The organism is Specibacter cremeus (genome assembly GCF_003946885.1).
GTDB classification, from domain to species: Bacteria; Actinomycetota; Actinomycetes; order Actinomycetales; family Micrococcaceae; genus Specibacter; species Specibacter cremeus.
This window is the reverse complement of sequence record NZ_RWKQ01000053.1, coordinates 1-13,550: the sequence shown is the minus strand read 5'-3', so window position 1 is coordinate 13,550 and position 13,550 is coordinate 1. Positions and strand designations below refer to the sequence as shown.

The 13,550-nt window shown below is 68.3% G+C and carries 12 protein-coding genes; 5 read left to right on the top strand and 7 right to left on the bottom strand.

Features of this window, described 5'->3' with window-relative positions; all coding sequences use genetic code 11:
* The first annotated feature begins 24 nt into the window (after window positions 1-24).
* The 4 genes from EJC77_RS17320 to EJC77_RS17305 are packed head-to-tail and all read left to right on the top strand — an operon-like array spanning window position 25 to window position 3,693.
* On the top strand, window positions 25-1,440 hold the full coding sequence (locus EJC77_RS17320) for a glutamine synthetase family protein (RefSeq protein ID WP_125615557.1): 1,416 nt from the start codon (window positions 25-27) through the stop codon (window positions 1,438-1,440).
* Entirely contained in the window at window positions 1,440-2,162 is a 723-nt protein-coding gene (locus EJC77_RS17315) for an ABC transporter substrate-binding protein (RefSeq protein WP_125615554.1), read from the top strand. Before EJC77_RS17320 ends, EJC77_RS17315 begins: the two co-directional genes overlap by 1 nt.
* Window positions 2,159-2,869 carry a gamma-glutamyl-gamma-aminobutyrate hydrolase family protein gene (locus tag EJC77_RS17310; protein WP_125615551.1) on the top strand — a complete coding sequence of 237 codons (711 nt, stop codon included), beginning with the start codon at window positions 2,159-2,161 and terminating at the stop codon, window positions 2,867-2,869. The genes EJC77_RS17315 and EJC77_RS17310 overlap by 4 nt, the downstream gene beginning before the upstream one ends.
* Window positions 2,866-3,693, top strand: coding sequence for a gamma-glutamyl-gamma-aminobutyrate hydrolase family protein (locus tag EJC77_RS17305; protein ID WP_240630341.1), 828 nt, complete (start codon window positions 2,866-2,868; stop codon window positions 3,691-3,693). The genes EJC77_RS17310 and EJC77_RS17305 overlap by 4 nt, the downstream gene beginning before the upstream one ends.
* Window positions 3,694-3,703: 10 nt before the next feature.
* On the opposite strand, the gene EJC77_RS17300 is transcribed toward EJC77_RS17305, so the two are convergent.
* From EJC77_RS17300 to EJC77_RS17280, 5 genes are all read right to left on the bottom strand, one after another.
* The gene (locus EJC77_RS17300) at window positions 3,704-4,405 is read right to left on the bottom strand and encodes a cache domain-containing protein (protein ID WP_125615549.1); all 702 of its coding nucleotides are present in this window, start codon (window positions 4,403-4,405) and stop codon (window positions 3,704-3,706) included.
* Window positions 4,402-5,163 carry a FadR/GntR family transcriptional regulator gene (locus tag EJC77_RS17295; protein WP_125615546.1) on the bottom strand — a complete coding sequence of 254 codons (762 nt, stop codon included), beginning with the start codon at window positions 5,161-5,163 and terminating at the stop codon, window positions 4,402-4,404. The genes EJC77_RS17300 and EJC77_RS17295 overlap by 4 nt, the downstream gene beginning before the upstream one ends.
* Window positions 5,164-5,342: 179 nt before the next feature.
* Entirely contained in the window at window positions 5,343-6,686 is a 1,344-nt protein-coding gene (locus tag EJC77_RS20495; protein ID WP_164520469.1) for a purine-cytosine permease family protein, read from the bottom strand.
* Between the two features lie 122 nt (window positions 6,687-6,808).
* Window positions 6,809-8,818: a hydantoinase B/oxoprolinase family protein gene (locus EJC77_RS17285; protein ID WP_125615543.1), complete on the bottom strand. Its 2,010-nt coding sequence runs from the start codon at window positions 8,816-8,818 to the stop codon at window positions 6,809-6,811.
* Between the two features lies 1 nt (window position 8,819).
* Window positions 8,820-10,874, bottom strand: a complete 2,055-nt coding sequence (locus tag EJC77_RS17280) for a hydantoinase/oxoprolinase family protein (RefSeq protein WP_125615540.1) — start codon at window positions 10,872-10,874, stop codon at window positions 8,820-8,822.
* A gap of 230 nt (window positions 10,875-11,104) precedes the next feature.
* On the opposite strand from EJC77_RS17280, the gene EJC77_RS17275 reads away from it, so the two are divergent.
* Complete coding sequence (locus EJC77_RS17275) at window positions 11,105-12,643, top strand: helix-turn-helix domain-containing protein (protein WP_240630340.1); 1,539 nt, start codon at window positions 11,105-11,107, stop codon at window positions 12,641-12,643.
* Window positions 12,644-12,652: 9 nt separating this feature from the next.
* On the opposite strand, the gene EJC77_RS17270 is transcribed toward EJC77_RS17275, so the two are convergent.
* Together EJC77_RS17270 and EJC77_RS20490 are read right to left on the bottom strand one after the other, a co-directional pair.
* Window positions 12,653-13,150, bottom strand: coding sequence for a PucR family transcriptional regulator (locus tag EJC77_RS17270; protein WP_164520468.1), 498 nt, complete (start codon window positions 13,148-13,150; stop codon window positions 12,653-12,655).
* A 117-nt stretch (window positions 13,151-13,267) separates the two neighbouring features.
* On the bottom strand, window positions 13,268-13,405 hold the full coding sequence (locus EJC77_RS20490) for a hypothetical protein (protein WP_164520467.1): 138 nt from the start codon (window positions 13,403-13,405) through the stop codon (window positions 13,268-13,270).
* Window positions 13,406-13,550: the final 145 nt, after the last annotated feature.

Here is a 13,550-nt window from a genome sequence, read left to right as displayed (position 1 = left end):
CACGAAAGAAACGAGATGATCCCCATGACAGTTCAGGCAATCCACGCCGGCATGGACCAACTGCTTGACCGCGACGCCTTCGCCGCCCATCGGCAACGCAACCTGGCGCCCGACGTCGTGCGTGAAATGGGCCGCAAGATCGAGGCAAGCGGTGTCGAATACATTTACTACGCCCTGCCCACGATCGGTTCCCGCATGGTTGCCAAGATGGTCCCGGCCAACCATTTCCGCCGGAACCTGGAGAAGGGCATCTGCTTCCACCGCACGGCCCTGTCGGACCTGCAGAACGACCGCCACGGGAACCTGATCGGCGGCGGCATCGAGGCCCGGGAGTTCTGGGCGCTCCCGGAACCGGACACGTTCGTGGTGCTGCCGTGGGACACCAGCGTGGCCCGCGTCTTCTGCAGCGCCTACGAGCCGCCGCACCTGCCCGAGGTGGGTGGCCGCCCCCTGGCCATCGACACCCGGTCGTTGCTCATCCGCACGCACGCCGAGTTCACCGGGCGGACCGGGCTCGAGGTCCGCTCGGGCACGGAACCGGAGATGACCTGGGAGGGGCCGGGCCTGGACGTCGTCAAGAAGCCCGGTTCGAGCCCGGCGTACCAGGTCGAGAACCTGGAACGCATGCGGCCCATCTATAAAAAGCTGGTCACGTACGCCAAGGCCATGGGCCTGGACATGATCGAGGGCGACTACGAGGACGACGGCCAGCTGGAACTGAACTGGATGTACGACCGGGTGGAGGACACCGCCGACAGGCTCGTCACGTACCGGCAGATCTGCAAGCAGGTCGCCCGCGAATTCGGCGTGACGGCGTCGTTCATGCCCAAGCCGTACAACGGGCAGATGGGCAACGGCTGCCACCACAACGTCAGCCTGTGGGACGGTGCCACGAACGTCATCGAGGACGCCGGCCGCGTCGAACTGCACGTCTCCGACACCGCGCGGCACGCGATCGGCGGGCTCCTGGCCCACGCGCCCGGGTCGATGGCCGTCATGGCCTCGACGGTCAACTCCTACAAGCGGTTCTGGGATGCCGGCCAGTTCGCCCCCTCGACGGCCAACTGGGGCCTCGACTCGCGCGGCTGCCTGGTCCGCATCTCATCCAATGGGCGGATGGAGTACCGGGTTCCGGACGCCGCCGTCAACCCCTACCTGTCGCACTCCCTGCTCATCGCCGCCATGGACGACGGCATCAACCGCCAGCTGGACGCCGGGGCGCCGGACAACGGCGACGCCACCGTGCCGGCCATCGGACGCCGGCTGCCACTCACGCTGGGTGAGGCGATCGAGGCGTTCGTCGCCGACACATACCTGACGAGCCGGCTGCCCGCGGACCTGGTCTCCATCTACACGCAGTTGAAGCAGGAGGAATGGGCGCGGTATTGCGGGGCCATCACGGAATGGGATCGCGAAATGTACTGGGAGACGATTCCCTGATGCGCACCCTCACACTCGCCTGCATCGACTCGGACGCGCCACCCCTCTTCGGCCTGCAGGGCCCGGACGGCTCCCGGCACGGCTACGAACCGGCCGCCGCCGAACTCGTCCTGGCCCGCATGGGGTGCCGGCCGGCATGGCAGGTGCTGGCCTGGGATGACATGCTCCCCGCGGTCCGGGAGCACCGCGTCGACGCCGTCTGGTGCGGCCAGGGCATCATTGCCGAGCGTGCGGCCGTCGTCGACTTCACCGACCCCTACGCCGTGTTCGACGAGACCGTCCTTGTCCGCAAGGGCGATCCGGCCCGCCGCGCCGAGGACCTCACCGGCTACCGGGTGGCGGCGATCGACGGCAGCGCGAACATGAAACTGGCGAAGACGTTCCCGGGCATCGTCCCGGTCCCGTTCACCGGTGACGACGTGTTCGGCGACATGTTGACGGCCCTGCGCGACGGCACGGTGGACGCCATGGTCGACGACGACGTCGTCACCGTGCCGCTGGGCGCACACCCGGCGTACGATGTCGCCTTCACCCACCCGACCGGCAACCGGTGGGGGATCGGGGTGGCCAAGGACAACCCGGGCCTGCTCGCGGAGTTCAACACCGCGCTCGCGGGCGTGGTTGCCGACGGCAGCCTCGAGGCCGCATGGACGGCGTGGATGCCCACGCTGCCCTTCCCGCTCGGCGAAACGGGCCGGCACGCGGTCGGGGCGCCGGCATGAGCCGGGCCGCGACCCGGCCACGGCGGCCGCTCATCGGCGTCCCGGGCATGTGGTCGAACACGGTGCGCGGCATGCGTTTTTCCGGGGTCGCCGTCGCCGCCCAGGTGCTGGGGTCGATCGACCGCGCCGGCGGCGAACCCGTCATCCTGTTCCCCGGCAGCGGCGAGGGCCCGGCCGCGCAACGGGCCAGGGTCGACGGCGTCGTGCTTCCGGGGGGAGCCGACGTCGGCCCCGCCGCCTACGGCGCCGCTCCGGACGAATATCACTGGCCGGCCGACCACCCGGGGCAGGATGACTACGAGGCGGGATTGCTGGCCGCCTGCCTCGACGGCGGGACCCCGGTCCTGGCGATCTGCCGCGGCCTGCAGCTGCTCAACGTGGTACGTGGCGGCAGCCTGATCGGCCATCTCCAGCCGGGGACGGTCGAGCACAAGGACGCCACACACCGGGTGGAGGTGGCGCCCGGATCGCTGCTGGCGGCCGTCCTGGGCGTGGCGAGCGCCGGCGTCTCCTCCTACCACCACCAGGCCGTCGACAGGCTCGGCACCGACCTGGTGGTGACGGCCAGGGCCGAGGACGGCGTCGTCGAGGCCCTCGAGATCCCGGGACGGCCGGTGCTGGCCGTCCAATGGCACCCCGAAGACCAGGCCGAGACCACGGCGGCCGACCACGCGTTGTTCCAGTGGCTGGTCGACGCGGCCGCATGAGCAACGCAGACATGGCCCTCACGGCCACCGACGTCGTGCCGCCGGGTTTCGCGGACCTGCCGCCCGACGCGCCGGTCGTCGCCGTCGTCGTCTCCCTGACGTTTCCCGGCATGGCCAAGGAGAGCCACGAGATCATGAGGGCGTTCACGCGCAGCGCCTTCGACGAACTGCTCGAACTGGGGGCCCGGGCGGTGCTCGTGGACAGTGCGGCCGCGGATCCGGGGTTCGCGCCGGTGGTGGCGGCGGCCGACGCCGTCCTGTTCCTTGGCGGCGGCGACGTCGACGCCGCGTTGTACGGACACACCGGGCCGGTGCCCAACGAGTACGGCACCGACCGGCGCGCCGACGACTACTGCGTGGACCTGATCCGGCGCGCGGTGGCACGGGACCAGCCGGTCCTGGCGATCTGCCGCGGCTCGCAACTGCTCAACGTGGCCCTCGGCGGCACACTGGTCCCGGACCTGCAACCGGCCCGGTTGCACAAGGGGGCCGCCGGGCAGCCCCTGTTCCTTGATGAACGTCTGACGCTGGAGCCCGCCTCCAAGGTGGCCGCCATCTACGGCCGAGAGCGGATCGTCGTCCGGTCCGGGCACCACCAGGCCGTCGGCACCGTGGCGCCGGGGCTCGTGGTGAGCGCCCGGGCCGACGACGGCGTCATCGAGGGCACCGAGCATCCCGGCCGCCGGTGGGTGATCGGCATCCAATGGCATCCGGAGGACCGGCAGGGGTCCGCGGTCGACCGGCGCCGGCTGTTCACCGACCTCGTCCGGCAGGCCCGGCACGCGGTGCTGCCGGCGGGGCCGCCCGCGCGCACGCCCGCCTGAGCCGCGGCGCCTACGGGGTATGCAGCAGCGTCAGGCCGAGGTGCGGGACGTCCAGGGCGATGCGTGCACCCTGCCCCGGTTTGACGCGCTCGCCGGTCAAATATGTTCCGGAGTTCCCGAGGATCACCCGGTCGCTGCCATTGAGCAGCGCCGCGTTCCCGGGCACGCGGCGCAGGATGGGGATGAAGATCCGCTCGACGTCCCTGAGCCGAAGGTCGCAGCCGGCCACCCCGGCAAACCGGCCGTGGACGCTGAACGGCGTCGTGAACGTCAGGATGTAGTCCTCGAAGCCCAGGTAGTCGACGTAGGGACCCCACAGCGTCTGGTGGCCGGTGGACGCGGCAATGGAGAAGAAGGGCAGCTTCTCGTAGTCGTAGTAGCGGTCGCTGCCCGGGGTCAGGTCGAACAACAGTTTTTCGACCACGCCCGTCTCGTTGCGGGACCACCACTCCAGGGCGCGCCCGCCCGTCTCGGTCGACTGCTCCGCGAAGATCGCCCCGGCGCCCACGGCAAAGTCGTGGGCCGCCAGGAACTCGCGCGAGAAGGGCTCGAGGCCGGACAATGTCGTGCCGGGCCGGCGCGGCGTCAGCGCCAGGTTGTCCCCCACCCGCTCGCCCACGGCCCTGGCCAGCCCGGACACGTCAACCGACACACCGCCGAACCATGCGGCCAGCGACGCGGCCGCACGGAACGCTTCATCTTCAGGGGTCATTCGTGCTCCTGCGTCGACTCGGCATAACCGAGGGTCAATTTGGTTTCGATCAGGTGATGGATGTTGCGCCTGATGTGCGCCAGGATCAGTTTCTGCGCCTCATCGGGCCGGGCCTGCGACACCGCGCGCACCAGGCGCAGGTGCTCCGCCGTCGCCGGTTCGGCGTCGAGGGCGCCCGCCAGCGGCGTCCAGAGCTGGCGCACGGTTTCACCCTGGAGCCGCACCTCGGCATTGGCCAGGCGCGGCGACTGGGCGGCGACCGCCAGCTCTATGTGGAAGCGGCTGTCGGCCCGGGCCTGCGCCGCCGGGGTCGAGGCCAGGGCCAGGCCGGTGGCCAGTTCCTGCAGCCGGTCCACGTCGTGCGGTTCGGCACGTTCGCACGCGAGCCGCACGGTGGCGGCGGAAATCGCCGCATGCTCATCGCCGATGTCGCGGATCTCGGCGACGGACGTCGAGAGGAACCACGCATGGATCGCGTCCGTCGGCGTGGGGGGTTGCCTGACGATGAAGGACCCGCCGTTCCTGCCGCGGCGGGTTTCCACGACACCCTGGTCGCGGAGTGCGGCCAACGCCTCCCGCAGTGTCGCCCCGGCAACGCCGAACATGTCCGAGAGCGCGATTTCCGTGGGCAGCCGTTCCCCCACGCGCAGCAGGCCCAGCGAAATGGCATTTGAAATCCGGTTGACGATGGCGTCGGCCCGCTCGGTTTCCGGCAGCGACTGGTAGATCTGCGACTGGAATGGTGTCGGGGATGCCACGGGTCTGCGCTCCAGGAAGGGACGGTCGGATCGGCCATGGCCATTCGATCCAGGGTTGCGGTGCCCGGGGCCATCAGTTCGAGTATATGAAGATTAATCCTTCAATACCAGATTCTTTCCCGCGGAGTGGTGGTTGGAGCTGTTGCTTCGAGTCCCGGGCGCCGGCGCCGTGGGGGCGGCTACGCCTTCAGGGCCGTGCGGATCCCGGTGACCCGCCGCATGCCGGCGTAGAGGGCCGCGGCCAGGACGGCCGTGATGATGGGGCCCAGCCCGGTGCCCCAACCGGCGTGCGACTGCAGGATGGCCAGGCCGACGACGGCGGACCCCACCCAGGCGAGAACGCCGGGCACGTTCACGGCACCAAACCGGTCGTCCGGCAACCAGCCGGGCTCCGCCGTCGCACGACCACGTTTGTCCAGGAAGACCTGGGTGAGCGCAATCGCCACCCACCCGGTCACCAGCACGCCCTGCCAGGCCAGCGCCGTCAACAGGTACTGCACCACCGGGAGCAGCATGAGCGCGAAGATGATGAGCGCGCCGATGACGGTCCAGGCCAGGTAGGGCAGCCTGATGCGCAGCGCGCGCTCGCCGAACTCACGCAGGTTGGCGATGCCGAGCGCATAGTTGGCGGTGTTGATGCGTGTTTGCGAGGCGAACACGACGAGCAGGCCGAGGATGCCCATCAGCTGGACCAGCCCGCCGGCCACGCCCGTCTCCGTCGCGCTGACGCCGGGGAGCGTGAAGGTCAGGAAGATGCCGATCAACGCGTTGACGCCGAACGCCAGGGTGTAGAACAGCCAGCCGAAGGTGATGTTCTTGTGGAATTTCGTGTCCTTCCGCTTGCCCAGGGCGGCAAAGTCCATGGTGTACATCATGAGGATCCACACGCCCATGTAGGAGGCGAACGCCGCCAGCCAGCCGGGCCCGCCGTCCAGGAGCGAAAGTGCGGGCACCGAGTGCGTCAGCCAGGCGCCATTGAAGCCGTGCACGGCGCCGGCCCAGATGACGGCGGCGATCAACCCGCCCCAGTAGACCGGCAGCAGCCAGCCGTTGACCTTGTCGAGGAATTTGCGCACGCCGCCGGCCACCAGCGGTGTGGAGTAGAGGACGACGACGGCACACCAGAGCGCGCGTGGCCCGCCGAATTGCGCCTGGAAGGCGAAGGCGACGATCGAACCCTCGAAGACGGCGTAGTAGACGGCCGTCGCGGCGAATATGAGCGTGGCCAGGATGGCGCCCGTGCGGCCCAGCAGGGTCCGGGAGAACTGCGCCACGGTCAGCCCGTTCTTGAGCGCGTACCCGGCCAGCACCCGGTTGATGGCGCCGTAGACGACGATGGTCAGGGCCAGGCCGATGAGCGCGTTGACGGTGCCGTATGCGACGGCCAGGGCCGCGCCGATGTAGACGAAGAACATGGCGCTGACGAGCCCGTACCAGGCCATGGCGAGCGAGCCACGGCCCATCAGTGCGTCGTCGCGGTTGGCCGGTGGGGAGGAGAGGGTGGTGCTGGATTGCTGTGACATGCGTGTACTCCTGAAAACGGGGCAGGGCACGGGGGGATGACCCCCAGTGCCCTGCTGGCTAAATGTGGCGAATGCCTGTTAGACGGTTGGTGCTCTCAGATGGCGCAGAGACAAGTCCTGCTTTACTTCCAGTGCGCCGCGGAACGACGCGCCATGGTTTCGCGGTACTGGCTTGTTGTCGTCGGGAACAGTTCGCCCGAACCCCAGTCGAGGATGACGCCGTAGCGGCGGATCACATCCAGCATGCCGAGGTCACCGCTGCGGTAGCGCGCGGCGACGTCGGAGGCGTCCTCCTCCAGCCAGCCGCGCCGGTGGGCGCGGATCTCGCCGCGAAGCGTTTCGGTGGCCGCCGCGTCGATGCGGAAATCGTCGAGCTCGGCGTCGACCTCCTCGATCACGACGCCATAGTCGGCGGCGGCGCGCGCCACGGAGACGTACCCGTCGATGACGTCCTCCAGGACCTCCTCGGCGGCGCGCTCCAGGGGGTCGCCGTACCCGCCGCCGCCGGCGGATGGACGGGTGAACGAGTCGCCGGATTCCAGCGGGACGGAGGAGAAATTCGAGCCGAGGAACTTCTCCTCCGCGGTGCCCTTGTTCATCCACACGCCGTGCGGGATGGACGGCAGGCCGCCCTCGATGCCCCAGGTGATGGACCGGGCGCGGTCGCAGCAGTAACTCATGACCGTGTTCGTCGCATCGGTCAGGATGCCGCCCTTTTCAATGCCGCATCCGCCGCGGAAGCGGCCCGGGCCGCCGGAGTCGATGGCGATCTCGTGCCGGGTGGTGAGCACGGGGGACAGGCGCTCCTGGCCCTCCACCGGCTGCACGGCCAGGCCCGGGCCGAAGACGGGGGCCGTGGCGCTCGCGCCGTCCTTGCTGGCCCGTCCGCCCCAGCCGCCGGCCATCCAGTCGTACCACATGAAGTACGGGGCGGCGGCGGTGCGCTTGTCCTTGCCGCCAACGAGCAGGTACTCGAGATTGAACGCGCAGGCCATGGCCCGCTCCGGCATGATCTTGCTCCACAATTCGAAGATCCCGTTCATGAGCTTCTCGTACGGACCGGAACAGAATCCCGTCACCGCGTAGGGCCAGCCGGCGTTGACCACCGTGCCTTCCGGACCGATCTCCGCCCGAACCGCGGCATAGAAGCCGGAGTTCAGCGGAATGTCGGGGAAGAACGTCTTGGTGCCCGCATAGATGGCGGAGAACGTGGTGCCGTAGCCCGAATTCAGGAACGTCTCCACTGCCGGCGCGGAACCGGTCAGGTCGTAGTGGATGCCCGTGCCGTCAAGGGTGAGCTTGATCTTGATCGGCACCAGGCCCTCGCCCTTGCCCGGGTCGAAGTCGATGAAGTCGGTCGTCTCCCACGTGCCCCGGGGCAAGGTCTCCAGCCGGCGGCGGACAATCCGCTCCACATAGTCCTGGGTTTCCTGCATGGCGGCCACGACAGTGCCCTTCGAGTACTTGTCGACCAGGCGCAGGACCTCGCGCTCGCAGACGGCCGTTGCCTCGGATTGCGCGTGCAGGTCGCCCATGGCCTGCTCCGGAGCGCGGGTGTTGGAGACCAGCAGCTGGGCGACGTCGTGCAGGAACTTGCCCTTGGACCAGATGCGCACCGGGGTGATGCGCAGCCCCTCGCCGAAGTGTTCCTTGGCATTGACGTCGAATGAACCGGGCACATTGCCGCCGATATCGGCCCAGTGGCCCTTGTTCTGCGCGAACGCGATGATCTCCCCTTCGGCGAAGACCGGCCGGATGAAGCTCACGTCGTTGAAGTGCGTGCCGCCGCGGTAGGGGTCGTTGATGGCGAATACGTCGCCCGGGTGGATGTCCGTGCCGAATTCCTCCAGCACGGCCTTGCATTGGAAGTGGAGCGTGCCGACGTGGACGGCGATGTCACCCGATCCCTGCATGACGGTGTTGCCCGCCGCGTCGCACAACGCCGAGGAAAAGTCCCGGGAGTAGATGACGAAGGAGTAGCACGTACGCAGGATCTGCTCGCTCATCAGGTCCACGCTCGTTGCGAATGCGTTCTTGAGCACCTCGAACGTGACCGGGTCCAGCCCGTGCTGGGCGCGGGCGCCCCGGTGGGCGACGTGGCCGCTCTCCGCGGCGATTACTGTGTCGGTCATGTCAGTCCTCCAGGCTTGTCGTGGCGTTGTCCAGGTGGATGCGGATGTTCATCCACTCGTCGATCTCCGCCGTGGTGTGCGGCGGGACGACTGTCGTTGAGTCGAGCTGGTCGATGATGGCGGGACCGGCGAACGCCGTGCCGGCCGGCAGCCTGCCGCGGTCGTAGACGGGCGTGTCGATCCAGCCGTCGGGGCCGAAGAACACCTGGCGGCGGGTGGCGGGTTCGCCCGGCGCCTGCGGCACCACGGGCGCCGGAACGAAGGCCGGTTTCGGGGTCTTGCCCACCGCCGACAGGGCCAGCTGGTAGATCTCCACCGGTTGGGAATCCTGCCGGAACGCGAACTCACGCTCGTGTTCCTGATGGAAGGTCTGGACCGCATCGGCGAGGGCGCCCCTGCCGGAACCGATCGGCACGGCGAGCGACCGCCACTGACCGTGGTAGCGCATGGAGATGGTGCGCTGCAGGACGGCGTTCTCGTCCGAGACGCCCTCGTGCCGCAGCCGGGCGCTCGCCTCGGTCTCCAACTCGTGGAACCGGGCCTGCAGGTCGTCCTCGTCGGCCGTGGCCGCCAGTGCCGTGTACATGGCCGACAGGTCATGGCGGATGTCCACGAGCAGGCAGCCCATGGCGGAGGTGACCCCCGGATTCGGCGGTACGACGACGGTCGGGATGTCCAGTTCCCGGGCGACCTCGGCGCCATGGAGGGCACCGGCGCCGCCGAAGGCGATGAGGGCGAAATCGCGGGGGTCGTACCCGCGCCGGATGGAGATGAGCCGGACCGCGTCGGCCATGTTGGCGTTGGCGACCTGGAGCACGGCGTGCGCGGCGTCGTCGTCGGCCATGCCCAGGGGTTCGGCGATCACCTTCCTGATGGCCGCCTGCGCGAGGGGGCGCTGCAATGTCTTGGCGCCGCCGGCCAGCGTGCTGCCCAGACGGTTCAGCGCGATGTTCGCATCCGTGTTCGTCGGCTGGACCCCGCCCGCGTCGTAGCAGGCCGGTCCCGGATCGGCTCCGGCCGATTGCGGGCCGTTGCGCAGCGAGCCGGCAATGTCGATGTGGGCCAGCGAGCCGCCACCGGCGCCGATGGTCAGCACCTCGATGCTGGGGAACACGATCGGATGGCCGTATTCGACCTGCCATTCCTTCGTGATTCGCAGTTCGCCGCCGGAGACCAGGGCGATATCCGTGGACGTTCCACCCATGTCCAGGCCGACCGCGTTCTCGTAACCGCACTGCTGGGCCACATGCTTGGCCGCAATGGCGCCGGCGGCGATCCCGGACGCGGCAAGACGGACGGGGTAGCGCTTCACCATGCGCGGAGTCATGGACCCGCCGCCGGAGTGCAGCAGGAGCAGATCACCCTTGTAGCCGCCATCCTTGAGCTGATCGGCCAGCCGGTTGACATAGCCCGACACGAGCGGGGCCAGGACGGCGTTGGAAACCGCGGTGTTGAAACGGTCGTGTTCGAAGATCTCCGGCAGGATCTCGGCGCTCGTGGTCACTGTCGCGTCCGGGATCTCCTCTTCCAGGATTTGCCGCATGCGCCGCTCGTTGTCCGGGTTGGCGTAGGAGTTCAGGAAGCACACGGCGATGGTCTTGACCGCCCGCTTGCGCAGCAGCGCCGCGACCTTGCGGGCGTCGTCCTCGTCGAGCGGGGTGATCTGGTTGCCCGAGAAGTCCGTGCGCTCGGTGACCTCGAAGCGGTCCCGGCGGCGGATGTAGGGGCCGGACACGTCGTTGTAGGCGTCCCAGAGATCGTCCTTCGTGCCGTCGCGAATCTCGATGACATCGCGGAAGCCGCGCGTGGTCACCATGGCCGCGGTCGGGAAATTCCTGGTGATCAGCGCGTTGGTGGCGACCGTGGTGCCGTGCGAGAACAAGGAGACGTCGGCGAGGTTGATTTCGGCGCGCTCGACGCCGTTCATGACGGCCACCATGGGGTCCGATGGTGTCGACGGGACCTTGGTGACCCGCATCCGCTGCGTTTCTTCGTCGAAAATACAAACGTCGGTGAAGGTGCCTCCAACGTCGACTGCTACACGGACTGTTGCCATGTTTTGTCCTCCAGTTCTGGTCCGGCTCGATTGGCTTGCCTTGACTGCTTGCCTTGACTAGGGACAACTTTCAGTGATCGGGATCACTCCTGTCACTGGAGGATCTAAAATGAATTTGGCCGATAATTGTAAATTTTACAAAGCCGGAGCTGTCCCTGTCCCGTGGCCGCGACAGGACGCCCGACCCTAGGAGCAATGTGCAACACAAACCGGCGTTCACCCTTGCGGACGTGACGAACGAATCGGCGCTCGGGCTGACCGCCGTCGTCCCCGGCGACCCCATGGCGGTGGTGACCGGCGCGCACACTTCGGAAATCCAGGACCCCGGGCGCTGGTTCGAACCGGGATCGGTCATGCTGACCACCGGCCTCCGATTTGTCGACGCGGAGACGGATTCGGCCATGGCGGAGCGGCTGGTGACGGACATGCGGACCGCGCAGATCTCCGCCTTGTTCTTCGGTGTTGGCATCTACTTCGCGCAGGTTCCGCCACAGCTGGTTGCCGCGTGCCGGCGGGCCGGCTTTCCGCTCTACACGGTGGGTGAGAACGTGCCGTTCCACGTGGTTGAGAACTTCATCAACCAGTCCAAGTCCTCCCCGGACACCTACCTGGCCCGGCGGGCCATGTGGATGAGCAACGAACTCCTGGACTCGTTGTCCGCCGGCGACCCCGTCAAGGCGCTGATTGAACGCCTGGCCGCCGCGTGCCGCGGCACGGCGGTCCTGTACGAGGAGACCGGACGCATCATCGAGGCGACCGGCGAGGGCCCCACCCGGCTGATCTTCAGCGAATTGGCCCAACACCACGGACCGGAACCGCTGACGATCGGGCGATGGCATGTGCAGTCGAAAAACCTGGTGCTGCGCGGGACCGGCTTCACTGTCGCCATTGCAACGCGCAACAAGATGGTGCTCCACGAACTGGGTGAGGTGCTCCTGGACACGACGCAGCGGCTGCTCGGGGCCATCAACGGCATCAACCAGGTGGCCATGTCGCGGGAACGGCACGAGAACATCCAATTGCTCACCGCATTGCAGGATGGCATCCCCGTTGCCCGGGAATACCGGCACTGGGAACGCATGCGCCTCTTCCGGATGATTCCCTACGAGCCGTTGCGGGCCGTGGTGGCGACCACCGTGGGCGATGCTGCGCTGGCATCCGGGGTCGTGACGGAGTTGCTGGAACGCGCCACCGTGGCCGGGTTGGGCCTGCTGCTGGCCGAGACGGGGGAGACCGGTGACGCCGGGGGCGGGCTGCACGCCGTGGTCGCCGATTCATCCGTCCTGACCGACTGGCTGGCGTTGGCGTCGGGGGCGCTGGACATCGGCCTGTCCGAACCCTTCACGGACCTGGCCAGCGCGCCGGAGGCCTTCCGGGAGGCGGAAACGGCCCGGAACATCGCTCGCCGGCGCACGCGTGCGGCCGCCTCGCCGGCCGCGGGCACGGTGGTGCGCCTCGACGACGTGGATCCGGCCACGTGGCTGCTGGCCCTGCGAGGCTCCCCGATGACGGCGGACAAGATCACCGCCTATGCACGGGAGCTGTCCTCCGATGCCGACCTGCGCGAAACGGTTGTCGTCTTCCTGGCGCTGGACCAGGACGTGGCCGCCGTTGCCGCGCACTTGTTCGTACACCCGAACACCGTCAGGTACAGGCTTCGCAAGGCCGAGGCGATCCTGGGCGGGCCGCTCGCCAGCGCGGCGGTGATAGCCAACCTCTATCTGGCTTTCCAGGACGACATCCTCGTGTTTCAGGCCCGGGGCGGGTAGACGGGCCGCTCATCCCTGAAGGTAGGCGACTGCCGAGCATGCGAACCATAGCTCGGCGACATCGCGGGTGCTCTTCAGGCTGCGACCCGTCTCCTCCTCGATGCGCTTGAGCCGGTACCCGAGTGTTTGCCGGTGCACGCCCAACCCGGCGGCGGTCGCGGTCCAGTTCCTGTCGTTGTCCAGGTAGCAGCGCAGGGTGGCAAGCAACGGTGACTCCCGTTCGCCCGCCAGGGCCAGACTCCCCAGGACCTTGTGTGCCACATCCCTGGCCTCCGCCTTGGAGCGCGGCAGCAACGCCAGCTCCACATCGCCGTAGTAGGCGACCCGGCGGTCGCCGTTTCGAATCGAGTTCAGTGCCCACGCCGCCGCCTTCGCCCCTTCGCGCGCGTCAGGCAACGCGTGGATGGGGGCGGAGACGCCGATCCTGCGGATTCGTGCGCGAAGCAGACCGACGGCGGCATCCAGGTCCCCGGTATTGACCGCGACGTGCAGCGTCCGATCCGACACGGCCGAAGCCGGATTCCGGATACTGAAGGATCTGGACGACCCGATCGAGGTTGCGCCTGACCGCACCGTTTGGTTGATGCGAGGCGTCGAACGGACACGGCGCCAGCGGCGCAGCCGTCAGAAGTTTTCCCGGTAACGCGACCACAGCCAGACGACGGCGGTGGTTCCGCCGATCAGTTCCAGCAGGGACGGGGTTTCTGTTCGTTGCTCATGTCTCCCCTCTGCGTCAACATCGCTGACGGCGGCTACTTCCACGGTGTCTCGCAATCCATGAGTTTGAAGACGGTTCACTGCAACACCCTCCCGACCCGTGGGTGGGTGCGTGGTGGGTGGAGTTGCGTGGGGGTGGGGGGGCGTGTAGTGTATTCCGAGTTGCCCCGGTGAGGGGGGATGTGAGGGT

What these genes read in the sequence shown, in the direction of transcription:
- EJC77_RS17285 (WP_125615543.1), bottom strand. Translation starts at nt 8,818, where the DNA reads ATGACCGACACAGTAATCGCCGCGGAGAGCGGCCACGTCGCCCACCGG.
- EJC77_RS17305 (WP_240630341.1), top strand. Translation starts at nt 2,866, where the DNA reads ATGAGCAACGCAGACATGGCCCTCACGGCCACCGACGTCGTGCCGCCG.
- EJC77_RS17300 (WP_125615549.1), bottom strand. Translation starts at nt 4,405, where the DNA reads ATGACCCCTGAAGATGAAGCGTTCCGTGCGGCCGCGTCGCTGGCCGCA.
- EJC77_RS20495 (WP_164520469.1), bottom strand. Translation starts at nt 6,686, where the DNA reads ATGTCACAGCAATCCAGCACCACCCTCTCCTCCCCACCGGCCAACCGC.
- EJC77_RS17280 (WP_125615540.1), bottom strand. Translation starts at nt 10,874, where the DNA reads ATGGCAACAGTCCGTGTAGCAGTCGACGTTGGAGGCACCTTCACCGAC.
- EJC77_RS17310 (WP_125615551.1), top strand. Translation starts at nt 2,159, where the DNA reads ATGAGCCGGGCCGCGACCCGGCCACGGCGGCCGCTCATCGGCGTCCCG.
- EJC77_RS17320 (WP_125615557.1), top strand. Translation starts at nt 25, where the DNA reads ATGACAGTTCAGGCAATCCACGCCGGCATGGACCAACTGCTTGACCGC.
- EJC77_RS17315 (WP_125615554.1), top strand. Translation starts at nt 1,440, where the DNA reads ATGCGCACCCTCACACTCGCCTGCATCGACTCGGACGCGCCACCCCTC.